We start from the raw sequence: 24,438 nt of genomic DNA, 5'->3' as shown, positions 1-24,438 counted from the left end.
GAAACGTCCATATTCAATAGATGAGGGTTGAATCAACTCAAGGGTCGATTCCGGTGGTCAATGGAGCAGATGTACTTGTAGTCATTGAGAATGAATTAGCTAAGCGCCATTGAGACTAGCCCATGAGTCAAGACTGTGTGATGTCGCAGATCAAGTAACACTCGATCAGCCAGGTCCGGATTACGGGTCCAGCAACCCGCCGCTCCAGTGCTGCGACTGCCGGCTACCCGTGAACTTGGCCACCACCGCGCCTTGCGGGACCAGTCGATCGCGATAGCGGGTGACCATACGCCCTGACTGGGCGGCCTGCAGCACCACCTCCGATGCCGGGTCGCCGGGTTTGCCGAGAATCCTGGCGAAGCGTTCGCCTTCCTCAAGGTGATCGCCCAATTCCCTCTCGAAGATCAGTACGCCAGGTTGCGGAGCGAAAATCGACTCCATACAGCCGATATCCACCGTCTCGCCTTGCCAGTCCTCTAGCGGCACCTGCTCGTCGATAACACCACTCGCGCAGAGCCACGCATACAGTCCGGCGGCATCCTGCTCGGCCAGCAGATCGTTGACGTCACCCTGCCCTCGCAGTTCGATGGTCGCGGCCAGCCGCTTGCCGATCTCGGCGTCTCGTAGCCAGGGCGAGATGATGGTTTCTTCGAAGGAACCGTCACCGCCTTCGTCCCAGAGGATGGCCACGTCGACCTTCAGCGCTGCCGCCAGTTCGCGGCCTTGTGGCCAAAAGCTGCGATGGATATAGAGGTAAGGCAGCGCTTCATCATCGGTATGCAGGTCGAGCATCAGGTCGGCGTCGGCCGCCAATTGGGCCAGGCACTTTTGCCAATGCCCTAGATTGGTCGCCGGTCGAGTCAAGGCCAGCGACTGATCAAACAGCCGATTGAAGTTCTGCCCGGTTGCCTCATGAATACGGCCGAGAATCCGACCTTGGCGAAATTGCCCGATGCCGAATGGATTGGCTTGCGGCACCACCGTCACGCTGCCTTTGAGCAACCCCCGATCCTGGCAAGCCTGTAGCCGAGGTAGCAACAGGTGCAGCACCAGCATGCCGGCGATTTCATCGGCATGTACCCCGGCCTGGAGGTGCACGTTTGGCCCGCTGCCATCGCCGTCGAAACGCCATGCGCCAATGCGCAGCGTCTCACCGGAATCACCCTGCACGCTCAAGGAAACATCTTTCGCCATACGCTCCCCCTCCTTTGCCCCTTCGACGAACTCATGCCGTAGACCTGCGCAAGGGTGTGCCCCGCCGCTCCGCGATGGCAAACACCGCTTCGATCAGGAACGTCAGGCAAACATAAACGCCCGCCACCAGCAGCAATGGCTGATAAATCTGAAAGGTCTGAGCCCGGACCACGTTGGCCGCGCCCAACAAATCGACCACGGCGATGGTCGAGGCCAAGGCTGTCGACTTCATCAACATCACGCTTTCACCTGCCAGGGTCGGCAGCAACAGACGCATCGCACGCGGCAGGCGGACCCGAAGCAACGCCTGGCGCGGGGTCATGCCGAACGCCGAAGCCGCTTCCATTTCTCCCTTGGGCACCGCCATCAGCCCACCGCGAATGACTTCACCGACATAAGCCCCGACCGACAGCACCAACGCAAACACGATGTACCAATAACCGTCTCGCAGAAACGGCCAGAGAAAGCTGCCGCGCAGCGCCGGAAACTGTGCGAACAGGCTGCCCAGTCCGTAGTAGAAGATATAAATCTGGATCAACAACGGCGTACCGCGAATCACACTGGTGTAGGCCAGGCTGCATTTGGCGATCAGCTTGCGCCGGGACAAACGGGCCAGTGCCGTCAGCACCGCCAGGACAAAACCCAGCACACTGGAAATCAACAGAATCGAGATCGTCGTCTGTAAACCTCGACCCATCAGCGCCGCATATTCGAACATCCACGCTGGAATCATCGCGTTCACTCAGCCAAAGGCATCCAGCGACGGATTCGTCGCTCGATGCGTCCCGATAGGTAATTGGAGGTCAGTGTCACCAGGTAATACAGCGCGGCCGCCGTGAGATAGAACAGCAGGTAATGACGGGTCGAACCGGCCGCCTGTTTGGCGGTGTAGAGCAGCTCGTTGGTCCCGACCACGCTGATCAAGGCGCTGTCCTTGATCAGGTTGATCCACAAGTTGGACATGCCGGCCAGCGCATACGGTGCCATGATCGGCAACGTCACCCGGCGAAACAGTCCGAAGCCGTTCAAACCGAAAGCGCGCGCGGCTTCGATCTGCCCATGGGGAATGGCAAGAATCGCTGCACGGAAAATTTCCGAGGCGTAAGCGCCCTGCACCAACCCCAACACCAGAATCGCTACCAACGGCCCACTGACGTCCACTTCGGAGTAGCCGGCCCACAGCATCAGTGCGTTGAGGCCCATGGAGCCTACGTAATACAGAAGCAAAATCAGCAACAGTTCCGGGACCGCCCGAAACAAGGTGGTGTAACCACGCATCAGTGTCGCCACCGGTCGCGGCGAACCGAGTTTGGCGCAGGCCACCACCAGACCGATGAACAGGCCGACCACAAAGGCCCCGGCCGAAATTTGCAGGGTCATCCACAACCCTTTCAACAGCGCACTTCCCCATCCTTGCTCGCTGAAGTCAATCAAATCGAATATCGCCGGCATCTCAGCCCTCCACGGATCGTCCACGTTTTTATCGACGGTCTCACCCGTAGCGAGGATCTAATGTGGGAGCGAGCTTGCTCGCGATGAGGGAATAACATTCAGCAGTGATATCGACTGTCAGTCCGCTATCGCGAGCAAGCCCGCTCCCACAGATTCGCTTAACCTACGGGATCGGGTTGCCTCCGTTATTGAGCGGGCTTGACGCTGATATCGAAATATTTCCGGGAGATGGCGTCGTAGTCCTTGCTCGCCAACAGGGACTGGATGGCTGAATCCAGATGGGTTTTCAGCTCGGTGTCGTCCTTGCGCAGGCCGGCGCCAACACCGCGACCGAACACTGGGTCGTATGGCACCGTACCGAGGTTATCCAGGCCACTGGCGTCCGGGGATTTGACGAAGCTGGACACCGCAGTACCGTCAGCCATCATCAGATCGATGCGGCCGGCGACGAGGTCGGCGTTGGCCGAATCCTGCGTGTCGTAATAACGCAGGTCAGCGATGTTTTCGTAGTACTTCTTCAGGTAATTGGCGCTGACCGTGGAGATCTGCACGCCGATCGACTTGCCCTTGAGACCGGCCGGGGAAATGTCCACTTTGGTGCCCTTGGGGCCGGCAATCGCTACCGGCGTATCGTAATAAGCCTTACTGAAGGCGATCTGCTTTTCACGCTCTTCGGTGATCGACATCGAGGAGAAAATCACGTCGATCTTCTTTGCCAGCAGCGATGGAATGATCCCGTCCCACGCCACTTCCTTGATCTCGCACTGCGCCTTTATTTCTTCGCACAGCTTGTGAATCAGGTCGACCTCGAACCCGGACCATTGCCCATTGGCCTGTTTCAGCGTGAACGGCGGATAGGGTTCCGCCGCGACCGCAAACACAATGGGTTTTGCCTGGGCCAGGCCAGTGCCTGCCACCAGCATGAACACTGCACTGCCCAACCAGTTTGCCAAACGCTTTTGTCCCATGATGTTGCCCCGTCTTTTTATTGTGTGTTGGAGTTAGCGAGTTTGATGTGCGTTAACGAATTGACGACAACGTTCACTGCGTGGATCTACAAACACTTCATCCGGCGAACCGGTTTCCTCAATCAGCCCTTGATGGAGAAAGGCCACTTTGGAAGAGACATCGCGGGCGAAGGCCATTTCATGGGTCACCAGGATCATGGTTCGGCCTTCTTCGGCGAGTGAGCGGATCACTTTCAGCACTTCCCCGACCAGCTCCGGGTCCAGCGCCGAGGTGGGTTCATCGAACAGCATGACCTTGGGCCGCATGGCCAAGGCGCGGGCGATGGCCACCCGCTGTTGCTGCCCACCGGACAAAAAGGCCGGGTATTCATTACGTTTGGCTGCCAAGCCGACCCGCTCAAGCAGCGCTTCGGCGCGTTCAATGGATTCGGCGCGGCTTTCGCGCAGCACCTGAATCGGCGCTTCGATGAGGTTTTCCAGCACTGTGCGATGGGGCCACAGGTTGAAATTCTGGAAGACCATGCCGAGGCTGGAGCGGATGCGCACCAATTGTTTCGCGTCGGCCACCAGCGGGCTGCCGGGTCGGTCATAGTTCAGTTTGATGCTTTCGCCGTCGACATGAATGCTGCCCTGGTCCGGCACTTCGAGCATGTTGATGCAGCGCAACAGCGTGCTTTTACCCGAGCCGCTGGCACCGATCAGGGAAATCACCTCACCTTCGTGAGCGGTCAGGGAAATACCCTTGAGCACCTCGATATTGCCGAAGCGTTTGTGCAGTGTGTCGACCTCGATCATCTTTTTCGCCGCGGCAGGCGCAGCCGATGTGACTGGCGCAGCGGCGGCGATTCTGATTCTTGTCGGTACCTCGGCTTGCAGAATCCGGACGAAGGCGGTGATTCGCTCACAGGCCTGCAACAGCTGCTCTTCACCCAAGGTGAACGACAGCCGAACGAAGCCCTCCGCAGGCTTGCCGAACGCCGCCGCATCGAGCACCGACACGCCGGCTTCACGGAACAGGCGCCAGGCGAAATCCAGCGAGCTGAGTCCGGTATCGCGCACATCCACCAAAACGAACATCCCGGCTTGCGGTGTGAGCACGGAGATTCCCGGGCAATTGCTCAGCCCCTCGACCACCAGATCGCGCCGATGGCGATAGGTCTCGCGCATACCCTGGGTGACCTCGTCATGGGCCAATACTGCGGCCAGCGCCGCTTCCATGACAAAACCGGGCAAGCCGTACAGCATGCTCAGGACCAGGGTTTCGGCATGGGCGATCATGTTCGGCTCGGCGATGATCCAACCGATGCGCCAGCCGGTCATGGCATGGGATTTCGACAGGCTACCAATCACGATGCAGCGTGACGCCATGCCAGGTAATGCGGCGAGGCTGAGGTATTCGCCATCGAATACCAGGCTTTCATAGACTTCATCCACCACAACCCACAGGTCATGGTCAATCGCCAGATCGGCCACGGCTTGCAGCTCATCGCGACTGAGCACGACGCCAGTGGGGTTGTTCGGATTGGAGAAAAAAATCGCCCGGGTTCGCGGCGTGATGGCTTTGGCCAGCAATGCCGCATCGAGGCGAAAACCCGAATCAGCCGAGCACGGCACTCGCACCAGGGTCGCGCCGCTGGCCTTGAGTGTCGCTTCGTAGGTCACGTACATCGGATCGAGAACGATGACTTCGTCACCGGCCTGCAACAGGCACATCGAGGTCACGAACAGGGCATTTTGCGCACCGGCCACGGTGATGACGTTTTCTGTTTGCAGGGGATGACCGAGGGATTGGCTGTAGCGGGCAGCAATGGCATCGCGCAAGGCCGGGCGGCCAGCGATTTCGGTGTAATGGGTGTCGCCTTGGCGCATAGCCTCGATGGCGGTGTCGGTAATGAAATCCGGCGTGGGGAAATCCGGATCCCCCACGCTGAGGATAATCACATCTTCGCCCTTGCGTTGAGCGTTGAACGCCGCGTGGTGGATGTCCCAGGCAGCAATACCCTGCCCTGAAATTCGCTCAACAAAGGGTGAAAACCGCATGCCAGAGCCTCTCGTTCAGATAGAAAAAGCGCAAGCCCGCATGTAACCAGCCGGGGGGTGCAGCCAACATAAATGAAACTGAACAGTCGTTCAACGGTAAATTTCAACGAGTGTCGTTCGACGCTCAAACAGTCGTTTTTTGGTCTTGATCTATTGATTATTTCAGCCGGCAACTGGTCGCTTTCCATCAATCCCGAACGTTGCAGGCGCCCTAGATTAGCTCCCAGAGCAGGCTGCCATGCCGTGCGGCCAGTCACTGTTGAGGAGAACACCCATGCAATCCCATATTCTGAAGCAGCAAAGCCCAGTCGACGGTTGGGATCATCAGGACCCTGAAGAAGCGTTCACCCTGCCCTCGCGCTACTTTTTCGACGAGACCTTGTTCAAGGCCGAACGCGACAACATCTTCATGCACGCCTGGCATGTTGCCGGGCACACCAGCGAGTTCGCCGAGACCGGCCAATATGTGACGGTTGATCTGTTCGACCAGAGCATCGTCATCGCCAGGAATCTCCTGGGGCAGATTCATGCCTTTCATAACGTTTGCCAGCATCGCGGTAACCGCTTGCTCGAAGAACGTCGTGGCATCACCGGGGGTGTGGTGCGCTGCGCTTATCATTCCTGGTGTTACGAGATGGACGGCAGCCTGCGGGGGGCGCCACGTTGTGAGCGCATGAAGAACTTCGAACTACAGCAGTTCAACATCCCCAAGGTGCGGATCGAAGAGATGGGCGGGTTCATCTACTTCAACCTCGATGATGCAGCGCCCTCACTGCGCGAGCTGTTTCCCGGCGCCGATGAGGAGATGCGTCGAGTGTTCCCGAACCTCGACAAGATGCGGCTGATCGAAGAACAGAACGTCATTGTGCCGGCCAACTGGAAGGTGATCATGGACAACTCCATCGAAGGCTATCACTTCAAGTTGTCCGGGCCTTGCCATGTCGACCTGGCCAAGCTGATCGACTTCAAAGGCTACCAGTTGACCAAACGCGACAACTGGTGGACCTACGCGGCACCGGCCAACCTTTCTGTGAGCGAAGCCTACGGCGTCAAACTCAGAACCGACCTGAACCCCGACGAGTGTTCTTTCAACATCGGCATGTGGCCCAACAACACCTTCTATACCTTCCCGTTCTCGGAGTTTCTGGGCTCTTTCATCATGTTTCCGCTGGACGCCGAACGTTCGTTACTGCGCTTTGGTTACTACTCGACAAACGTCGAGACAGCGCCAGTCTCAGAGGCCTGCATGAAGTGGATGAACGAGGACCTGGGGCCGGAAGACATCGCCCTGAACATCTCGGTGCAGAAAGGTTTGCACTCGCTGGGTTACAACCAGGGCCGCTACATGATCGATGCCCAGCGCAGCAATGAAAGCGAACACCTGGTCCATCACTTTCATCGATTGGTGTTCAACGGCATCCATGGTCAATCCGCGAGCTGAGCCGTTGCCTGGCCGTTAGCCAATCATGCTTTAAACCTTTTGATGGAGCACATCGAGCCATGTCCGAGCATGCGTTTGATTATCTGATTGTGGGCGCAGGGTCCGCTGGCTGCGTGCTGGCCAACCGATTGGGTGAAGACCCTTCGGTGAAGATCCTCGTGCTGGAAGCCGGGCCACCGGATAAAAGCTGGACCATCGACATGCCTTCAGCGGTGGGGATCGTAGTCGGCGGCACGCAGTACAACTGGAGCTACAGTTCCGAGCCGGAACCGTATCTGGATGGCCGGCGAATCGGCACACCCCGTGGGCGGACGCTGGGCGGGTCTTCATCAATCAACGGCATGGTCTACATCCGTGGTCATGCTCGCGATTACGACAGTTGGGCGGAACAAGGCTGTACCGGTTGGGGTTATCAGCACGTGCTGCCGTATTTCATTCGCGCCCAGACCCATACCGAGGGTCCGGATTCGTATCGAGGTGGCACCGGGCACCTGCATGTCACGCCGGGCAATGTCGAAACACCTTTGTGCGCAGCGTTCGTGAAGGCCGGCGCGCAAGCCGGATATGGACTGAGCAGCGATTTGAATGGCTATCGTCAGGAGGGATTCGGGCCTGTGGATCGCACCACCCGCGACGGTCGTCGCTGGAGCACCTCGCGAGGCTATTTGCACCAAGCGTTGGCCCGGAACAATGTCAGCGTGGCAACCGGTGCGCTGGCGCTGCGCATACTGCTCGAAGGCGATCGTGCCTGTGGTATCGAATACGAGCAACAGGGTGAAATACACAAGGCCTACGCCAGACGCGAGGTGCTGTTGACCGCCGGCGCGATCAATTCGCCGCAACTGTTGTTGCTGTCCGGTATTGGCCCGGCCGATGAACTGCGCGAGCTTGGCGTACCGGTGCAGCACGATTTGCCCGGCGTCGGTCGACGGCTCAATGATCATCCGGACACGGTCGTGCAGTACCTGTGCAAGCAGCCCGTATCGCTCTATCCATGGACGACCGCGCCGGGTAAGTGGTGGATCGGGGCACGCTGGTTCGTCACCCATGACGGGCTGGCGGCGAGCAATCATTTCGAAGCCGGAGCGTTCATTCGTTCAAGAGCCGGCGTCGAGCACCCGGACTTGCAGTTGACGTTCATGCCGCTGGCCGTGAAACCGGGCAGCGTGGACCTGGTGCCAGGCCATGCGTTTCAGATCCATATCGACCTGATGCGTCCTACCAGCCTGGGCAGTGTCACGCTCAAAAGCGCCAACCCACGCGAGGCGCCGCGCATTCTGTTTAATTACCTGAAAACCGAGCAGGATCGAGCCGACATGCGTACAGGCGCAAGGCTGGTCAGGGAGATCATCGATCAAGCGGCAATGGCGCCCTTCAAGGGGGAGGAATTAGTGCCCGGCCCGCACGTACAGACCGACGAAGCGCTGGATGCCTGGGCCAGAAGCGTGACGGAAACGGGCTACCATGCCAGCGGGACATGCAAGATGGGACCGGCTGAGGACCCCGAAGCAGTGGTCGATCCTCAACTGCGGGTCCATGGAATCAAAGGGCTGCGGGTGGTGGATGCGTCGATCATGCCGATCATCGTCAGTGGCAATACCAACGCGCCGACCGTGATGATTGCGGAAAAAGCCAGCGACATGATCCGCGGTCTGAAGCCTTTGCCGGCAGCGCAGGCACCCGTGTGGAGTCATCCGCAGTGGAAGACGATGCAGCGCTGACCTCTGCACCATCATAATCGCGACTGGTTTCGCGAATGTGTTGTGCCATTCGATCCATTGCCAGAACCGGGATAGCCCATGAAAGACCAACGCCCTGACAGCGAAAAACCGCCCGAAACCCTGCTCACCTGGCGTCGCGGTGATGTGACGCCGTTGCGGGTGGCCGTCTTGCTGTTGCCCTCGTTTTCCAACTTCGGTCTGGCGGCCGTGCTGGAGCCTTTGGCAATAGCCAACTGGTTGACCCAGCGACAACTGTTCGAATGGACGTTGCTGTCCCTGGACGGTCAGCCGGTGCAGGCCAGCAATGGGCTGTCGAGTGTGGTGAGCGAAGGTATTCGTTCCGATCAGGGGTTCGATGTTTGTCTGGTGATCGCCAGTTTCGACGTCCACAAGCACAGCAGAAATCTGGCGCTCAAGAGCTGGCTGCGCAAACAGGCGTTGTTCGGTGCAGTATTGATGGGCGTTGAAACCGGCACCGAACTGCTGGCCGCCGCCGGGGTGCTGGACGGCTATGAAGCGGCGGTCCATTGGGACAATCTCCAGGGGTTTCAGGAAAGCTACCCCCGAGTCCACGCCAAGCCTCAGCTCTATACCCTGGAGCGGCAACGAATGACCTGCGCCGGCGCAACGACCACCCTGGACATGATGCTCAGCTGGCTCGGGCAAAGTATCGACAGCGACCTGGCTCGGGAAGTCGGCATGCACCTGCTGATGGGGCATGTTCGGCAGCCTGCGGACAATCAACTGGATGGCGGCCTGACCAACACCGGTATGTACGGCAGCAAGATGCGTCGAGCCGTACACCTGATGGAGCAGGCGCTGGAGGAACCGCTGGATTGCGAAGCGATTGCCAGTCAGGTGGGGCTGTCCCGTCGGCAACTGGAGCGCCAGTTCAAACAACAGACCGGTCTGTCTCCGCTCAAGTACTACATCACGTTGCGCCTGGCCAAAGCCCATAGCCTGCTGCAACAGACCCGCCTCAGCGTGGCGCAAGTGGCTGCCTGTTCAGGTTTTGGCTCGCTGGAGCACTTTTCCCGCACCTACCGCGCCAAATTCGGCTGCCCTCCGAGTGAGGACCGCAGCCAGGTGTGGTCGGCGCCAGTGATGCGCCAACCGTTGCGCAAGGAACCCCGGCAAGCTTGCGGGCCGGATTGAGGCGCGGTGCCATCGTTCACTCCCGATACCCCGCCTCCTCCGCATCCAGAATCCCCATCAGTGCCGAAAAATGCTTGTCCGCAAACCCCGGATAGTCGAGCCATTGCCGGGCAGTTTTGCGGGCGATGTCATCGCTGGCGACACGCAGTGCAAGACCGGTCGAGAGCGCTGTGATGTAGGTTTCGCAGGCCCGCTCGAAGTAGTACAGATCGTCGAACGCCTGGGCAATGGTCGGTGCGGCCACCAGCACCCCATGGTTTCCCATCAACAAAATCGGCTTGTCGCTCAGCAAATGACTAACGCGCTCGGCTTCGTCACCCAGCCCCATGCCATCGAAGCCTTCGTCGATGGCAACCCGCTCGAAAAACCGCATCGAATTCTGCTCGATAGGTGGCAGACGCGAATCGGCCAGACACGCCAGCACCGTCGCGTATTTGGAGTGGGTGTGCAGGATGCAGCGCGCCTGCGGTTGGTTGCAATGCAATGCGCTGTGCAACGCCCATGCCGTGATATCCGGCGCGTCCGGGCGGTCGAGACTTCCCGGATCGTCGGCATTGACCAGTAGCAGATCGCTCGCCTTGATCTGTGAAAAGTGCTTGCCATAAGGGTTGATCAGAAATTCCCGACCATCGCTGGACGCCGCCACGCTGAAGTGATTGGCGATCGACTCGTGCATGTTCAATCGGGCGGCCCAACGGAACGCGCAGGCCAGCTTGATTCTCAATTCTTGATGCTCGATAGGCGTATTCATCATTTCCCCCTCATAGGTCGAAAACCGGCTTCGTGAGTGTAGGGAGACGAATGAACGGCACTTGATCGGACGCGACGTTAACTGACGTTATCCCTGCACACATCGGTCGTGACAAAGCGGCAGTGATTTGCCGTTTCTGATCAAGAGCCCCTCAACCTTCGACGCCATAGTGACGGCCATGACTCACCCGCCAGGAGAAGCAGATGTCGCAGATACCGTTGTTTATCGCAGGTGTATGGCAGGCGCCCCATGAGGGGCGTTATCGGGAAGTGATCAACCCCGCGACCGAGGAGGTGCTGGCGCACGTGGCGGTGGCTGGACACGTCGACGCGTTGAGTGCGATCAGTGCCGTGCGGCAGGCGTTCGATCACGGGCCATGGCCGACGATGGCGGTCACCGAGCGCGCCCTTCTTCTGCACCGAATCGCCAATACCATCGAGCTCGACACGCAACACCTGGCGCGCCTGGAAACCCTCAACGCAGGCAAGACCCTGGGCGAAAGTCTGAGTGACATCGGCAGCGTCGTCGCCACGTTCCGCTATTACGCCGCGCTGCTGGAAACCGAAAGCGCCAGCGTCAATTCTCACGCCCCCTCCCATGTCATCAGCTTCAATCAGCGCGAGGCCGTTGGCGTGTGTGCCTTGATCGCGCCCTGGAACTATCCCTTGCTGCAAGCGGTATGGAAGATCGCCCCGGCGCTGGCCGCCGGTAACACGGTGGTGTTCAAACCCAGCAGCCTGACGCCCATGACAGCCCACCGGTTGACCGAGTTACTGGCTCAAGCGGGATTGGCCGACGGCGTATTCAACCTGCTGTGCGGACCAGGCGAGGTGGGTGAAATACTCGCCGCCAGCCATGACGTGGACCTGGTATCGCTGACCGGTGGCGCCGGTGCGGGAGGCAAGGTCATGCGTGCGGCGTCCGGGAACTTCAAACGAGTGGCACTGGAGCTGGGCGGTAAAAACCCCAACATCGTGTTCGCCGACGCCCACTTCGATGTGGCGCTGGATCAGGCGCTCAACGCAGTGTTCTTCAATGCCGGGCAGATCTGTTCAGCGGGCTCGCGGTTGCTGGTCGAGGACTCGATTCACGACCGTTTTGTCGAGGCTTTACGGCAACGCATTCTAAACATTCGTCTGGGCGATGGACTGGACCCGATGACGCAAATGGGCCCGCTGATCTCCGCCAGCCAGCGCGATCAGATCCTCACCATGATTGCCGGTGCGATAGAACAAGGTGCGCAACTGTTGGCCGGTGGCACGGTGCCAGAAGGTGAGCGTTTTCAACGCGGGTTCTGGTTGCTGCCAACCTTGCTGGGCGGCGTCAACGCTGACATGCGGATCGCCCGGGAAGAAATTTTCGGCCCAGTGATCACCGTCGAACGCTTCAGCGGTGAAGCCCAGGCGCTGCACCTGGCCAACGACACGCCCTACGGCCTGGCGGCCGGTGTCTGGACCCAGGACATTGGCAAAGCCTATCGCATGGCCAAGCGCCTTCGAGTGGGCACTTTATGGATCAACGACTACAACGCCGCTTTTCCCCAAGCGCCATGGGGCGGCTACAAATCCAGCGGCATTGGACGCGAACTGTCCCGCGCCGGGATGGATGAGTTCACCGAACTCAAACACATCTACCTCAATACCGAACCGGTAGCGTTGAACTGGTTCGGTGTCGACCCGGTGGGCTGATTCGCCAAGGATCAACGGGATTGAGCAGGCTTTTTTTGTAACCCCATAACAACAAATCCATAAAAAGCGGGCCATCACTGGCCGCAAGCTGCCGACGTTAACCCACGAGGAGTTGATCCCATGAGAGTTTTCCCCACCCTGTTGTTGCTCGCCTCATTCGGCCTGCCGTTGCTGGCCAATGCGGCGGAACCTGAATCCTGCGCCACCGTGCATTTCTCTGATGTTGGCTGGACCGACATTACGGTCACCACGGCAATCGCCAGTGAAGTCCTGGAGTCACTGGGCTACACGACCAAAACTACCCTGCTTTCGGTGCCCGTCACCTATAGAGCGTTGTCGACGGGCAAGGACCTGGATGTCTTTCTCGGCAACTGGATGCCGACCACCGAAAACGATATCAAGCCCTACCGCGATGCAGGCACCGTGGAAACCGTGCGCGCCAACCTGCATGGCGCCAAGTACACCCTGGCAGTGCCCGATTATGTCTATGACGCCGGGCTGCATGACTTTGCCGACATCGCCAGGTTCAAGGACAAGCTCAACGGCCAGATCTACGGCATTGAGCCTGGCAATGACGGCAACCGTTTGATTCAGAGCATGATCGACAAGGACGCCTTCAACCTCAAGGACTTCAAAGTCGTGGAATCCAGCGAAGCGGCAATGCTTTCGCAACTCAAGCGAGCCACGCGCAAGCACGAATGGATGGTGTTTCTAGGCTGGGAACCGCACCCGATGAACACCCTGAACACGATGAAGTACCTCACGGGCGGCGATGACTACTTCGGCCCGAATTTCGGTCAGGCAACGGTGTACACCAACGTGCGCAAGGACTACCTGAAAGAGTGCAGCAACGTCGGCAGACTCCTGCAGAACATGGAGTTCAGCCTGAGCATGGAAAACCAGCTGATGGACGCCGTGCTCAACAAAAGCCAGAAACCGCGAGCTGCCGCAAAGGCCTGGCTCCAGGCCAACCCGGCGATACTCGCCGCCTGGCTTGAAGGGGTCAGCAGCCGCGACGGTAAAGCCGGACTGGACGTTGCGAAAGCCCGGCTGACGCCTTGATAGCACGAGGGCATACGCGCGGGGCGGTCCGCGCACTGCTGCGTTCGATATCAGAAGTTCGCAGGGGTGTTCGCGCTGATGATCTCAGCCTCATCCTGGCCGATATTGCGGAAGCGGTGAGGCAAGGTGGTGGGAAAGTAGTAGCCGTCTCCGGCATTGAGGATGCTGACTTGTCCGTCGATCGTCAGTTCGACGGTGCCGCGCGTCACCAGTCCACACTCCTCGCCTTCCGCGTGCACGATGGGATCCTCGCCGGAACTCGCCCCAGGCGCGTACTGCTCACGCAGAAAGCGCATCTGCCGGCTCGGCACGACCGCACCCACGAGCAGCAGGCGCACCCCATGACGGCCCAGATCGGGCTGTTCATTGGAGCGGAAGACGTAACGGCCCTCTCGAGGGGGCTGGTCGAAGGTGAAGAAATCCGCCAACGACATGGGAATGCTTTCGAGCAGTTTCTTGAGAGAGCTGACTGAAGGGCTTACGCGATTTTGCTCAATCAGGGAGATCGTGGCATTGGTGACGCCGCTACGCCTGGCCAGCTCGCGCTGAGACAGCTTATAGCTTTCGCGCACTAATTTGAGTCGTGTGCCCGTGTCCATGTCAGCCTTATGCGAAAAATACTTAAGGGTATTGGGGGGATAGTGGACGATGTTGTCGAAATAATCGTCGCTGCCCTGCCCCAGATACGTGGAAGCCAAGTATTAAATCACGTTTGTTCGCGCAGCTCAGCAGGTTAGATAAATGACCGACAAAAAATGGCGGCCGGCCAGCACCTGGCCGGCCGCCGTGGCCACTAAATGCCGAACCGGTCACGCATCGAGTAGTACGCAGCGCCCATGGCGGTGAACGGAGCCTGGAAGGTCCTGCCGCCGATCATCGGCATGTGCGGCAGCGAGGCAAACGCATCAAAGCGCTCCGCGTCACCACGGATCATCTCCGATATCAGCTTGCCGGCCAGGTGCGAACAGGTGACGCCATGCCCGCTGTAGCCCTGCATGTAGTAGGCGTTCTTCTCAATGCGCCCGAATTGCGGCATGCGCGACATGGTCAGCAGGAAGTTGCCGGTCCAGCGATAATCAACCTTCACACCCTTGAGCTGCGGGAACGTCTTGAGAATTTTCGGCAGGATCAGTTGTTCGATGTCATTGGGCTCGCGGGCACCGTAGACAACGCCGCCGCCGTACAGCAGCCGGTTGTCGGCCGTAAGCCGGAAGTAATCGAGCAGGTAGTTACAGTCTTCGACGCAGTAATTGTTGCGGATCAGGCTCTTGGCCACGCTCGGCGACAGCGGTTCGGTCACGACGATTTGTGAGCCGCACGGCATGCTCTTGCGAGTCACCCGAGGATCAAGGTCCTGGTTCAGATAGGCATTACCGGCAATCAGCAGGTACTTGGCCTTCACCACGCCCTTGGCTGTACGGACGGTAATCGGTTCGCCATAGCTGATGTCGATAGCCGCCGACTGTTCGAAGATTTTCCCGCCCAGCCGAATAATGGCTGCCGCCTCACCCAATGCCAGGTTCAAGGGGTGCACGTGCCCGCCCTTCATATCGAGAAGGCCGCCCACGTAGCTGTCCGAACCCACTTCTTTGGCGATTTCAGCCGCGTCGAGCATCTTTAATTGCTGGTTGCCATAGCGCTCCCAGCCGCTTTTTTGCTCGGCAAGACCTTTGAGTTGCTTCTTGTTGAGCGCAGCGAAAATCCCTCCAGGACGGTAATCGCACTGGATGTCGTACTGCTTGATTCGTTGGCGAATGATATCTGCGCCTTCGAAGATCATGCTCCCCAGTACTTCTGCAGTCTTGTCGCCATAGCGCTGTTCAATGACATCGACGTCACGACTGTACGAATTGACCAGTTGGCCGCCGTTGCGACCGCTGGCGCCGAAGCCCACTTTGGCAGCTTCCAGTACTGTCACGCTGTAGCCCGCTTCAGTCAGAAACAGCGCCGATGACAAGCCGGTGTACCCTGCACCGATCACGCAGACATCACACTCGACCATCTGGTCAAGTACGGGGAAATCGCCCACATTGTTCCGGGTCGCGGCGTAGTAGCTATTTACATGTGTTTGCATCATTGAATTCCCCGGCGGCCGCCTGCTGACGCCTGCGGCCGCCGTTGTAAAGAGATTAAAGCTTGATCCAGGTTGCTTTGAGTTCGGTGTATTTATCGAACGCATGCAACGACTTGTCGCGACCATTACCCGACTGTTTGAAACCGCCAAAGGGCGCGGTCATGTCGCCACCGTCGTACTGATTGACCCAGACACTGCCCGCCCGAAGGCCTCGGGCAAAGGTGTGGGCCTTGCTCAGATCGCTGGTCCAGACACCAGCGGCCAGACCGAAGATACTGTCGTTGGCAATCTGCAATGCCTCCTGCGCCGTATCGAAGGTGATGACCGACAGCACCGGGCCAAAAATCTCTTCCCGGGCAATCGTCATCGCATTGGTCACGCCATCGAAAATCGCCGGCTCGACGTACAGGCCACCGGTGTCCTCAAGGGTGCGATTGCCGCCGGCGATCAACCGAGCGCCCTGCTCCTTGCCGACTTCGATGTACCTGAGTACGGATTCAAGCTGCCGCGCATCGACGACGGCGCCCACCGTCGTCTGCGGATCCAGCGCATGCCCGGGTTTCCAGGCCTTCAACGCGTCGACCAGCAACGGGATGAACTGATCTCTGATCGAACGCTCGACCAGCAGTCTGGAGCCCGCCGTGCAGACTTCGCCCTGGTTGAAGGCAATGGCACTGGCAGCCGCCTGCGCCGCGGCGTGCAAGTCGGGTGCATCGGCAAACACCACGTTCGGGCTTTTACCGCCGGCCTCCAGCCAGACGCGTTTCATGTTGCTTTGCCCGGAGTAGATCAGCAGTTGCTTGGCAACCGCGGTCGAACCGGTGAATGCCAGTACATCGACATCCTGATGCAGCGCGAGCGCCTTGCCGACCGTGTGACCAAAGCCAGGCAGTACGTTGAAGACCCCCTTGGGGATCCCCGCGTCCAGCGCCAGCTGGGCAATCCGGATCGCCGTAAGCGGCGACTTTTCTGATGGCTTGAGGATAAAGGAGTTACCCGCTGCCAGCGCCGGTGCAAATTTCCAGCTGGCCATGATCAGCGGGAAATTCCACGGCACGATTGCTGCCACCACGCCTGAGGGTTCGCGGGTAATGAGCCCCAATTGATCCGCAGGCGTCGGCGCAACTTCGTCGTAGATCTTGTCGATCGCCTCGGCGCTCCAGCGGATCGCATTCGCGGTCGCCGGAATGTCGATGCCCATGGAGTCGCTGATTGGCTTGCCCATGTCCAGGGTTTCCAGCAGCGCCAGCTCTTCCTGGTTTGCCAGAATCAGATCGGCAAAACGAATCAGGATGCGCTTGCGCTCGGCTGGGGCCAGTTTGGCCCAGACGCCGGATTCGAACGCCCGGCGCGCGACCTGCACCGCCGCATTCGCGTCGGCTTCGTCGGTGCTGGCGACGTTCGCCAGAAAGCGACCGTCCACCGGGCTGATGCATTCGAACGTGTCGCCGCTGAGTGCCGAGCGGTATTGGCCGTCAATGAATGCACGACCTTCTAGTGTTAAGGACTGAAAGCGTTGCTCCCAGTCGCTGCGAGTGTTTGCCATTGAAGTGACTCGACGCAGAGAAATAGGTGATCGTCAGACTAATGCCAGTCAGATAAGGATTTGAAAATGCAATCCCCTGTGGGAGCGAGCTTGCTCGCGAAGAGGCCATCACATTCAACATTGATGGCGACTGATCCACCGCTTTCGCGAGCAAGCTCGCTCCCACAGGTTTCGCTCCTTAAATGACGGGCATCAGGCCGTCAGACCGTGTGCAAGTACCAGTTGTACTCAAGGTCTGAAATGGAGTTTTCAAACTCGGCGAGCTCGCTTTCCTTGCACGCCACAAACACATCGATGTACAGCGGATCGATGTAGCGAGCCATGACTTCACTGTCGGCCAACTCGCGCAAGGCATCGCGCAGGTTGTTCGGCAGGCTCTGCTCGTTCTGCTCGTAGGAGTTACCTTCGACCGGAGCGCCAGGTTCGATCTGATTGGTCAGACCGTGGTGAATACCGGCCAACACCGACGCCATCAACAGATACGGGTTGGCATCCGCGCCAGCGACCCGATGTTCGATACGTACGGCATCAGACGAGCCGGTCGGTACGCGAACCGCGACGGTACGGTTATCAATCCCCCAGCTCGGCGAGTTCGGCACGTAGAACTGCGCACCGAAACGACGGTACGAGTTGACGTTCGGGCAGAGGAAGGCCATCTGCGCCGGCAGGGTCTCGAGCACACCGCCGATTGCATGACGCAGTGCGGCGTTCTGCTCGGGATCCTCACTGGTAAAGATGTTCTTGCCTTCTTTATCAAGGATCGAGATGTGTACGTGCAGACCGTTACCTGCCTGGCCCGGGTAAGGCTTGGCCATGAAGGTGGTGTCCATCTCATGGTCATAGGCGATGTTTTTGACCAGACGCTTGAGCAGTACCGCGTAATCGCAGGCCTTGATCGGGTCGGACACGTGATGCAGGTTCACTTCGAACTGCGCCGGGGCGCTTTCCTTGACGATGGCGTCGGCAGGGATGCCCTGCTCTTTTGCCCCTTCGAGAATGTCTTGCAGGCAATCGACGTATTCGTCCAGATCGTCGATCAGATACACCTGGGTCGACATCGGACGTTTGCCGGAGACCGGCGAGCGAGGCGACTGCGGACGACCGTTCACGTTGTCCTGGTCGATCAGATAGAACTCCAGTTCGAACGCGGCGCAAATGGTCAGGCCCATGTCGTCGAACTTGCGCACCACATTGGCCAGCACTTCACGTGGGTCGGCGAAGAACGGCTCGCCTTCGAGTTCGTGCATGGTCATCAACAGTTGCGCGGTGGGGCGCTTCTGCCAAGGCTCGATGCTCAGGGTGCCGGGAATCGGGTAGCAGATTCGGTCGGAGTCGCCGATGTCCAGACCCAGGCCGGTGCTTTCCACCGTGGAACCGTTGATGTCCAGAGCGAACAGTGACGCCGGCAGGTTAATGCCTTTCTCGTAAACCTTATGGAGACTGGTGCGCTCGATGCGCTTGCCGCGCACCACACCGTTCATATCCGCAATCAGAAGGTCGACGTACAAAACCTCAGGATATTTCTTAAGGAATGCGTTTGCTTCGTTGAGTTGAACGGTACGCAGAGGGACCGACATGATGCACCTATTAGCTGTTAATTATTATGTTCACTACACTTTCACGAGCCCAGTCAATCCGAAAGCCAAGGTGAAGTCAATAGCGAACACTCGACCTTTCAACGCTATTTTTATGGCCTCTTTAGGGCACTAGAGTGCCAAACAAGCCTTGGAACGAGCGAAAACCCTGAACATCGGACGTACGGCGTTTAGAATTTTTTACATGAGAGTTGTTAATTAAAATCAACAAGGCTAAGCTCTGAAAAAGCTCGTTCAAGTGTGTTATTCGAGGTGATAAAAATGGCAATCAAGCCATTGGTCGGTGTTACTGCGTGCGTTAAAGATGTTGGGCTGCACCCCTACCATATGAGCGGAGACAAGTACTTGCGTGCTGTCAGCGTTGCCGCACAGGGGCTCCCCGTCATCATTCCTTCCCTGGCTGAACTGACCGATATAGACGGGCTGCTCGAGCATCTGGACGGTCTGTTGTTTACCGGATCGCCCTCCAATGTGGAGCCGTTCCACTATCAAGGCACCGCGAGCGAAGCGGGTACTGCCCACGACCCTCAGCGTGACAGCACTACCCTTCCCCTGTTACGTGCAGCCGTCGCTGCGGGCATTCCAGTGCTCGGCATTTGCCGCGGCTTTCAGGAAATGAACGTGGCGTTCGGCGGCAGCCTTCATCAGAAGGTGCACGAGACGGGCACGTTCATGGATCATCGCGAAGCCAATGACGCCAGCCTCGACGTCCAGTACGCGGCGGCCCATGCGGTCCATGTTCAACCGGGTGGCGTGTTTGCGGCACTCGACCTTCCCTCTGTGATTCAGGTCAACTCCATTCATTCCCAAGGCATCGACAGGCTGGCTCCCGGATTACGGGTCGAAGCCATCGCGCCCGATGGGCTGATTGAAGCCTTCTCTGTTGATAGAGGGCCGATCGAAGGCAGCAAGGCATTCGCCGTCGGTGTGCAATGGCACCCGGAATGGCAGGTCCTGTCGAACCCTCCTTACTTGAGTATTTTCCAGGCGTTTGGTGACGCGTGCCGGCAACGTGCCGCGCGTCGCAAGGCACGCTGACAGGCGACTGCCCGAGCAAGACAACACCCAGGATTCCCACGCCACTGTGACCCAGGCGGTGCGCCGACGCGCGCCACCTACAGTGGCCAGAGCAAGTTCAGAGAACAAGAAGCAGCGTTAAGTGGCCAGGAGGCCGCGCGGAATAAACCCGCCTGGTGCGGGTTTGTCATCCACCTATTAAGTCAGGCCGTATTGGCCCGACTACTAACACCTGTTGGGAGTTTCACATGGCAAACGCCTCCAGCACTTACAGGAAGGCTCTTGAAGGTAATCCGCACCCGAAAAAGGTGCTGGTTAAAGTCGACCGCGTAACCAAGAAGTTTGACGAGACAACCGCCGTGGACGATGTGTCCCTGGAAATCCATCAGGGCGAAATCTTCGCCATGCTGGGCGGTTCCGGCTCCGGCAAGTCGACACTCCTGCGCATGCTGGCAGGCTTCGAGCGCCCAACCGAAGGGCGGATTTACCTCGATGGCGTAGACATTACCGACATGCCGCCCTATGAGCGGCCGATCAACATGATGTTCCAGTCCTACGCTTTGTTCCCCCACATGACCGTGGCCCAGAACATTGCCTTCGGTCTGAAGCAGGACCGGCTTCCCTCCAGCGAGATCGAAGCCCGCGTCGAAGAAATGCTCAAACTGGTGCATATGACCCAGTACGCCAGACGCAAGCCCCATCAGCTCTCCGGTGGTCAGCGTCAACGCGTGGCTCTGGCACGTTCGCTGGCCAAACGGCCCAAGCTGCTGTTGCTCGACGAACCGATGGGCGCGCTGGATAAAAAGCTGCGCTCGCAGATGCAACTCGAACTGGTCGAAATCATCGAGCGGGTCGGCGTGACCTGCGTCATGGTGACCCACGATCAGGAAGAGGCCATGACCATGGCCCAGCGCATCGCGATCATGCACCTGGGCTGGATTGCCCAGATTGGTAGCCCGGTCGATATCTACGAAGCGCCTGTCAGCCGAATGGTCTGCGAATTTATCGGCAACGTGAATGCGTTCGACGGTTTCGTCACCGAAGACCAGGAAGGCCACGCGATCATTCAGAGCCCGGAGCTTGAGCAGAAGATTTATGTGGGCCACGGCGTCAGTACTTCGGTAGAAGACAAGTCCGTCACCTATGCCATTCGCCCAGAGAAGTTGCTGGTCACCACGATCAAACCCGACGCCCGGTACAACTGGTCCAAAGGCAAGGTGCATGACATTGCATACCTGGGTGGGCATTCGGTGTTTTACGTGCAACTGCCCGGTGGAAAGATCGTTCAGTCGTTCATGGCCAACGCTGAACGCCGAGGCGCACGCCCGACGTGGGACGACGAAGTCTATGTGTGGTGGGAAGACGACAGCGGCGTGGTACTGCGCTCATGACCACTCTTAATATGCGGATTCAAAGCCTGATACCGAGTGGTCGCAAAGTCGTCATCGGTATTCCCTTCCTGTGGCTCTGCCTGTTCTTCATGTTGCCGTTCTTCCTGGTAATGAAAATCAGCTTCTCCGAAGCAGCCTTGGCCATTCCACCCTACTCAGAGATCTACAGCTTCGCCGAGCAGAAATTCCAACTGCTGTTGAACCTCGGTAACTATGCGATGTTGGCCGATGATGAGCTGTACATCTCTGCCTACCTGGGCTCGCTGAAAGTCGCCTTCTTCAGCACGCTGATGTGCCTGTTGATTGGCTTCCCGATGGCCTATGGCATCTCCAAGGCTCGCAAGGAAGCACAGACGGTGCTGATCCTGCTGATCATGATGCCGACCTGGACGGCAATCCTGATCCGCGTCTATGCGTGGATGGGCATCCTCAGCAACAACGGCCTGCTCAACGCATTCCTGATGTGGACCGGCCTCACTCAGAACCCGATAGAAATATTGAACACCAACACTGCGGTGTATATCGGGGTGGTGTATGCCTACCTGCCGTTCATGGTCCTGCCGCTGTATGCCAACCTCGTCAAGCATGACGAGAGCCTGCTTGAAGCAGCATCGGATCTGGGTTCCAGCACCTTCAACAGCTTCTGGAAAATCACCGTGCCGCTGGCCAGGAACGGCATCATCGCCGGCTGCATGCTGGTGTTCATTCCGGTGGTCGGTGAATTTGTGATTCCGGAACTGCTCGGCGGTCCGGAAACCCTGATGATCGGCCGCGTGCTGTGGCAGGAGTTCTTCAACAACCGCGACTGGCCAGTCGCCTCGGCCCTGGCAGTGATCATGCTGGCGATCCTGATTGTGCCGATCATTCTCTTCAACCGCAGCCAAGCCAAAGAGATGGAGGGACGGGCATGAAACGTTTCGGATTTTCAGGACTGATGCTGGTACTCGGCCTGCTGTTTATCTACCTGCCGATGCTGATTCTGGTCATTTACTCGTTCAACGCTTCCAAGCTAGTGACGGTGTGGGGCGGCTGGTCCTTAAAGTGGTACGCAGGCCTGCTGGACAACACGCAACTGATGGGCTCGGTGGTGCGCTCGCTGGAAATCGCCTGCTACACGGCTATTGCGGCGGTGGCGCTGGGCACCCTGGCGGCGTTTGTGCTGACCCGCGTGACCCGCTTCAAGGGCCGCACGCTGTTCGGTGGTCTGGTCACCGCGCCTCTGGTTATGCCTGAAGTGATCACTGGCCTCTCGCTGTTGCTGCTGTTCGTGGCCATGGCGCAGATGATCGGCTGGCCGCAAGAGCGTGGCCTCGTCACTATCTGGATCGCCCACACTACGTTCTGTGCAGCCTATGTGGCGGTGGTGGTCTCGGCACGCTTGCGTGAGCTGGACCTGTCCATCGAAGAGGCGGCCATGGACCTCGGTGCGCGGCCACTGAAGGTGTTCTTCCTGATCACCATTCCGATGATCGCCCCATCCCTGGGTGCCGGCGGCATGATGTCCTTCGCCCTGTCGCTGGATGACCTGGTGTTGGCCAGCTTCGTCTCGGGCCCGGGTTCGACCACCTTGCCGATGGAGGTCTTCTCGGCGGTGCGTCTGGGGGTGAAACCGGAAATCAACGCCGTGGCCAGTTTGATTCTGCTCGCCGTCTCGCTTGTCACCTTCATGGTCTGGTACTTCAGCCGCAAGGCCGAAAACAATCGCAAGCGCGCGATCCAGGAAGCCATGGACCAGACCGCCAGCGAATCCTGGAAACAACCTGAGCAACAATTGGTGGGTGCGGCCGCCTAGGCCGCGCTTTACCAAAGCCGCAGCAAATCACAAGAAAAACGGAGTTGTACGGATGAAAATGTTTGGCAGGACTCTGCTTGCTCTGTCTTTTTTGGGCGCGATCGCTACCTGCGCCCAGGCCAATGACAAAGTACTGCACGTCTATAACTGGTCGGACTACATTGCACCGGACACGGTTAAAAAATTCGAAAACGAAACGGGCATCCGGGTCGTCTACGATGTGTTCGACAGCAATGAAACCCTTGAGGCCAGACTGCTCGCAGGCAAGTCAGGTTACGACATCGTCGTCCCCTCCAACAGCTTTCTGGCCAAGCAGATCAAGGCCGGTGTCTACCAGCCGCTGGACAAGTCAAAGTTACCCAACTGGAAAAACCTCAACCCGATACTGTTGAAGAACGCCTCCGCCAGCGACCCGGATAACGGCCACGCCTTTCCCTACATGTGGGGTTCGATCGGTATCGGCTTTAATCCGGACAAGGTCAAGGAAGCGTTGGGCACAGACGCACCGGTGAACTCCTGGGACTTGCTGTTCAAGCCCGAGAATGCGGCAAAACTGAAGTCCTGCGGCATCAGCTTCCTGGACTCGCCAACCGAAATGCTGCCACTCGCCCTTCACTATCTGGGCTACCCGGTGAACTCCCAGGACAAGCAGCAGCTCGCCGAGGCCGAAGCATTGTTCATGAAAGTCCGTCCATCGGTGACCTACTTCCATTCCTCCAAATACATCTCGGACCTTGCCAACGGCAACATCTGCGTCGCCGTTGGTTACTCCGGCGACGTGTTCCAGGCCAAGGCGCGTGCCCAGGAAGTCGGTGGCATGGTGAAGATCGACTACAGCATTCCGAAAGAAGGTGCAGGCAGTTTCTATGACATGGTCGCCATCCCCAGGGACGCGGTAAACGTCGAAGGTGCCTACCAGTTCATGAACTTCCTGATGCGCCCGGACATCATGGCCGAGATCACCAACAGCGTGGGTTACAGCAATGCCAACTCGGCAGCCACACCGCTGGTCGATGAAGCAATTCGCGACGATTCAGGTCTGTATCCGCCACAAGAGGTCATGGCAACCCTCTACGCAATACCCGATATGCCCATCGCCACTCAGCGGTTGATGACGCGCGGTTGGACGCGGGTAAAACTCGGCAAATAGACAGTCTGCGCCCCTGCTGGGGCGCCACACAGAACTCCGTTCAGCAGCGACTTACCAACGCGGCACCCATAGAACGGCTTCACCTGGCCTCCCTCGGTTAAGGTGGTTTTTGGCGCCTTCGGGCGCCTTTTTTTTGCTCCTTTGAATCCGGGGGCGATTGGATTGGGTCTCTGTCCAGACCTGATTGGCCCGAACCAGAACCGGGCACCCGCTCGGCAAATTCCCGCTGCTGGTGCATTGATCCTCCGTCCTGCCTGTTACAGCGCTGAAAAAAACAAAAAAACGGTCAGTTTTTCTTATTGGCGGTCTGCGGCCCTACCCGTCATACCTCAGCGAAATCAGCCTGTTTCACCCTATGGGCGACACATTGACCAGTTGTTGATAGCACAGACTGGCAAACA

20 protein-coding genes are annotated in these 24,438 nt (G+C 58.5%); 10 read left to right on the top strand and 10 right to left on the bottom strand.

Annotated features, from left to right (window positions below):
• Positions 1-180: 180 nt before the first annotated feature.
• The 5 genes from ACN1C3_RS24770 to ACN1C3_RS24750 form a co-directional block, all read right to left on the bottom strand.
• Positions 181-1,194 carry a succinylglutamate desuccinylase gene (locus ACN1C3_RS24770; RefSeq protein ID WP_419118376.1) on the bottom strand — a complete coding sequence of 338 codons (1,014 nt, stop codon included), beginning with the start codon at positions 1,192-1,194 and terminating at the stop codon, positions 181-183.
• A 31-nt stretch (positions 1,195-1,225) separates the two neighbouring features.
• The gene (locus tag ACN1C3_RS24765; protein WP_419118394.1) at positions 1,226-1,927 is read right to left on the bottom strand and encodes an ABC transporter permease; all 702 of its coding nucleotides are present in this window, start codon (positions 1,925-1,927) and stop codon (positions 1,226-1,228) included.
• 5 nt (positions 1,928-1,932) lie between these two features.
• Positions 1,933-2,646, bottom strand: coding sequence for an ABC transporter permease (locus tag ACN1C3_RS24760; protein ID WP_419118375.1), 714 nt, complete (start codon positions 2,644-2,646; stop codon positions 1,933-1,935).
• A 185-nt stretch (positions 2,647-2,831) separates the two neighbouring features.
• Positions 2,832-3,614: a transporter substrate-binding domain-containing protein gene (locus ACN1C3_RS24755; RefSeq protein WP_419118374.1), complete on the bottom strand. Its 783-nt coding sequence runs from the start codon at positions 3,612-3,614 to the stop codon at positions 2,832-2,834.
• A gap of 33 nt (positions 3,615-3,647) precedes the next feature.
• Complete coding sequence (locus ACN1C3_RS24750; protein ID WP_419118372.1) at positions 3,648-5,654, bottom strand: aminotransferase class I/II-fold pyridoxal phosphate-dependent enzyme; 2,007 nt, start codon at positions 5,652-5,654, stop codon at positions 3,648-3,650.
• 274 nt (positions 5,655-5,928) lie between these two features.
• Here ACN1C3_RS24750 and ACN1C3_RS24745 point away from each other — a divergent pair, with 274 nt between their 5' ends.
• The 3 genes from ACN1C3_RS24745 to ACN1C3_RS24735 all read left to right on the top strand — a co-directional run bounded on the left by ACN1C3_RS24745 (position 5,929) and on the right by ACN1C3_RS24735 (position 9,971).
• Positions 5,929-7,095: an aromatic ring-hydroxylating oxygenase subunit alpha gene (locus ACN1C3_RS24745; protein ID WP_419118371.1), complete on the top strand. Its 1,167-nt coding sequence runs from the start codon at positions 5,929-5,931 to the stop codon at positions 7,093-7,095.
• A 59-nt stretch (positions 7,096-7,154) separates the two neighbouring features.
• The gene (locus tag ACN1C3_RS24740) at positions 7,155-8,816 is read left to right on the top strand and encodes a choline dehydrogenase (RefSeq protein WP_419118370.1); all 1,662 of its coding nucleotides are present in this window, start codon (positions 7,155-7,157) and stop codon (positions 8,814-8,816) included.
• 78 nt (positions 8,817-8,894) lie between these two features.
• Complete coding sequence (locus ACN1C3_RS24735; protein WP_419118369.1) at positions 8,895-9,971, top strand: GlxA family transcriptional regulator; 1,077 nt, start codon at positions 8,895-8,897, stop codon at positions 9,969-9,971.
• A 16-nt stretch (positions 9,972-9,987) separates the two neighbouring features.
• On the opposite strand, the gene ACN1C3_RS24730 is transcribed toward ACN1C3_RS24735, so the two are convergent.
• Positions 9,988-10,722 carry a class II aldolase and adducin N-terminal domain-containing protein gene (locus ACN1C3_RS24730; protein ID WP_419118368.1) on the bottom strand — a complete coding sequence of 245 codons (735 nt, stop codon included), beginning with the start codon at positions 10,720-10,722 and terminating at the stop codon, positions 9,988-9,990.
• A 203-nt stretch (positions 10,723-10,925) separates the two neighbouring features.
• Here ACN1C3_RS24730 and ACN1C3_RS24725 point away from each other — a divergent pair, with 203 nt between their 5' ends.
• Entirely contained in the window at positions 10,926-12,410 is a 1,485-nt protein-coding gene (locus ACN1C3_RS24725; protein ID WP_419118367.1) for an aldehyde dehydrogenase family protein, read from the top strand.
• A 120-nt stretch (positions 12,411-12,530) separates the two neighbouring features.
• On the top strand, positions 12,531-13,472 hold the full coding sequence (locus tag ACN1C3_RS24720; protein WP_419118366.1) for a choline ABC transporter substrate-binding protein: 942 nt from the start codon (positions 12,531-12,533) through the stop codon (positions 13,470-13,472).
• Positions 13,473-13,522: 50 nt separating this feature from the next.
• On the opposite strand, the gene ACN1C3_RS24715 is transcribed toward ACN1C3_RS24720, so the two are convergent.
• The 4 genes from ACN1C3_RS24715 to ACN1C3_RS24700 form a co-directional block, all read right to left on the bottom strand.
• Entirely contained in the window at positions 13,523-14,071 is a 549-nt protein-coding gene (locus tag ACN1C3_RS24715; RefSeq protein ID WP_419118393.1) for a cupin domain-containing protein, read from the bottom strand.
• A gap of 194 nt (positions 14,072-14,265) precedes the next feature.
• Positions 14,266-15,549 carry an NAD(P)/FAD-dependent oxidoreductase gene (locus ACN1C3_RS24710; RefSeq protein WP_419118365.1) on the bottom strand — a complete coding sequence of 428 codons (1,284 nt, stop codon included), beginning with the start codon at positions 15,547-15,549 and terminating at the stop codon, positions 14,266-14,268.
• 52 nt (positions 15,550-15,601) lie between these two features.
• The gene (locus ACN1C3_RS24705) at positions 15,602-17,092 is read right to left on the bottom strand and encodes an aldehyde dehydrogenase (RefSeq protein WP_419118364.1); all 1,491 of its coding nucleotides are present in this window, start codon (positions 17,090-17,092) and stop codon (positions 15,602-15,604) included.
• A gap of 200 nt (positions 17,093-17,292) precedes the next feature.
• Positions 17,293-18,669 (bottom strand): glutamine synthetase family protein, encoded by a 1,377-nt coding sequence (locus tag ACN1C3_RS24700; protein WP_419118363.1) that lies wholly within the window; start codon positions 18,667-18,669, stop codon positions 17,293-17,295.
• Positions 18,670-18,948: 279 nt separating this feature from the next.
• Between ACN1C3_RS24700 and ACN1C3_RS24695 the strand changes: the two genes are divergently transcribed.
• From ACN1C3_RS24695 to ACN1C3_RS24675, 5 genes are all read left to right on the top strand, one after another.
• Positions 18,949-19,725 (top strand): gamma-glutamyl-gamma-aminobutyrate hydrolase family protein, encoded by a 777-nt coding sequence (locus ACN1C3_RS24695; RefSeq protein ID WP_419118362.1) that lies wholly within the window; start codon positions 18,949-18,951, stop codon positions 19,723-19,725.
• 227 nt (positions 19,726-19,952) lie between these two features.
• A complete protein-coding gene (gene potA, locus ACN1C3_RS24690; protein ID WP_419118361.1) occupies positions 19,953-21,095 on the top strand; it encodes a polyamine ABC transporter ATP-binding protein in 1,143 nt (380 codons plus the stop codon).
• A gap of 29 nt (positions 21,096-21,124) precedes the next feature.
• Entirely contained in the window at positions 21,125-22,006 is an 882-nt protein-coding gene (locus tag ACN1C3_RS24685; protein WP_419118392.1) for an ABC transporter permease subunit, read from the top strand.
• Positions 22,003-22,887: an ABC transporter permease subunit gene (locus tag ACN1C3_RS24680; protein ID WP_419118360.1), complete on the top strand. Its 885-nt coding sequence runs from the start codon at positions 22,003-22,005 to the stop codon at positions 22,885-22,887. The genes ACN1C3_RS24685 and ACN1C3_RS24680 overlap by 4 nt, the downstream gene beginning before the upstream one ends.
• A gap of 52 nt (positions 22,888-22,939) precedes the next feature.
• Positions 22,940-24,037, top strand: coding sequence for a polyamine ABC transporter substrate-binding protein (locus ACN1C3_RS24675; protein WP_419118359.1), 1,098 nt, complete (start codon positions 22,940-22,942; stop codon positions 24,035-24,037).
• The last annotated feature ends 401 nt before the right edge of the window (positions 24,038-24,438 follow it).

Origin of the sequence: Pseudomonas sp. H11T01 (assembly GCF_048515765.1) — a bacterium.
Lineage (GTDB): Bacteria > Pseudomonadota > Gammaproteobacteria > Pseudomonadales > Pseudomonadaceae > Aquipseudomonas.
Note: the sequence above shows the minus strand (reverse complement) of the source record. Positions and strands in the feature narration are given on the sequence as shown.

What these genes read in the sequence shown, in the direction of transcription:
- ACN1C3_RS24770 (WP_419118376.1), bottom strand. Translation starts at nt 1,194, where the DNA reads ATGGCGAAAGATGTTTCCTTGAGCGTGCAGGGTGATTCCGGTGAGACG.
- ACN1C3_RS24765 (WP_419118394.1), bottom strand. Translation starts at nt 1,927, where the DNA reads ATGATTCCAGCGTGGATGTTCGAATATGCGGCGCTGATGGGTCGAGGT.
- ACN1C3_RS24760 (WP_419118375.1), bottom strand. Translation starts at nt 2,646, where the DNA reads ATGCCGGCGATATTCGATTTGATTGACTTCAGCGAGCAAGGATGGGGA.
- ACN1C3_RS24755 (WP_419118374.1), bottom strand. Translation starts at nt 3,614, where the DNA reads ATGGGACAAAAGCGTTTGGCAAACTGGTTGGGCAGTGCAGTGTTCATG.
- ACN1C3_RS24750 (WP_419118372.1), bottom strand. Translation starts at nt 5,654, where the DNA reads ATGCGGTTTTCACCCTTTGTTGAGCGAATTTCAGGGCAGGGTATTGCT.
- ACN1C3_RS24745 (WP_419118371.1), top strand. Translation starts at nt 5,929, where the DNA reads ATGCAATCCCATATTCTGAAGCAGCAAAGCCCAGTCGACGGTTGGGAT.
- ACN1C3_RS24740 (WP_419118370.1), top strand. Translation starts at nt 7,155, where the DNA reads ATGTCCGAGCATGCGTTTGATTATCTGATTGTGGGCGCAGGGTCCGCT.
- ACN1C3_RS24735 (WP_419118369.1), top strand. Translation starts at nt 8,895, where the DNA reads ATGAAAGACCAACGCCCTGACAGCGAAAAACCGCCCGAAACCCTGCTC.
- ACN1C3_RS24730 (WP_419118368.1), bottom strand. Translation starts at nt 10,722, where the DNA reads ATGAATACGCCTATCGAGCATCAAGAATTGAGAATCAAGCTGGCCTGC.
- ACN1C3_RS24725 (WP_419118367.1), top strand. Translation starts at nt 10,926, where the DNA reads ATGTCGCAGATACCGTTGTTTATCGCAGGTGTATGGCAGGCGCCCCAT.
- ACN1C3_RS24720 (WP_419118366.1), top strand. Translation starts at nt 12,531, where the DNA reads ATGAGAGTTTTCCCCACCCTGTTGTTGCTCGCCTCATTCGGCCTGCCG.
- ACN1C3_RS24715 (WP_419118393.1), bottom strand. Translation starts at nt 14,071, where the DNA reads ATGGACACGGGCACACGACTCAAATTAGTGCGCGAAAGCTATAAGCTG.
- ACN1C3_RS24710 (WP_419118365.1), bottom strand. Translation starts at nt 15,549, where the DNA reads ATGATGCAAACACATGTAAATAGCTACTACGCCGCGACCCGGAACAAT.
- ACN1C3_RS24705 (WP_419118364.1), bottom strand. Translation starts at nt 17,092, where the DNA reads ATGGCAAACACTCGCAGCGACTGGGAGCAACGCTTTCAGTCCTTAACA.
- ACN1C3_RS24700 (WP_419118363.1), bottom strand. Translation starts at nt 18,669, where the DNA reads ATGTCGGTCCCTCTGCGTACCGTTCAACTCAACGAAGCAAACGCATTC.
- ACN1C3_RS24695 (WP_419118362.1), top strand. Translation starts at nt 18,949, where the DNA reads ATGGCAATCAAGCCATTGGTCGGTGTTACTGCGTGCGTTAAAGATGTT.
- potA (WP_419118361.1), top strand. Translation starts at nt 19,953, where the DNA reads ATGGCAAACGCCTCCAGCACTTACAGGAAGGCTCTTGAAGGTAATCCG.
- ACN1C3_RS24680 (WP_419118360.1), top strand. Translation starts at nt 22,003, where the DNA reads ATGAAACGTTTCGGATTTTCAGGACTGATGCTGGTACTCGGCCTGCTG.
- ACN1C3_RS24675 (WP_419118359.1), top strand. Translation starts at nt 22,940, where the DNA reads ATGAAAATGTTTGGCAGGACTCTGCTTGCTCTGTCTTTTTTGGGCGCG.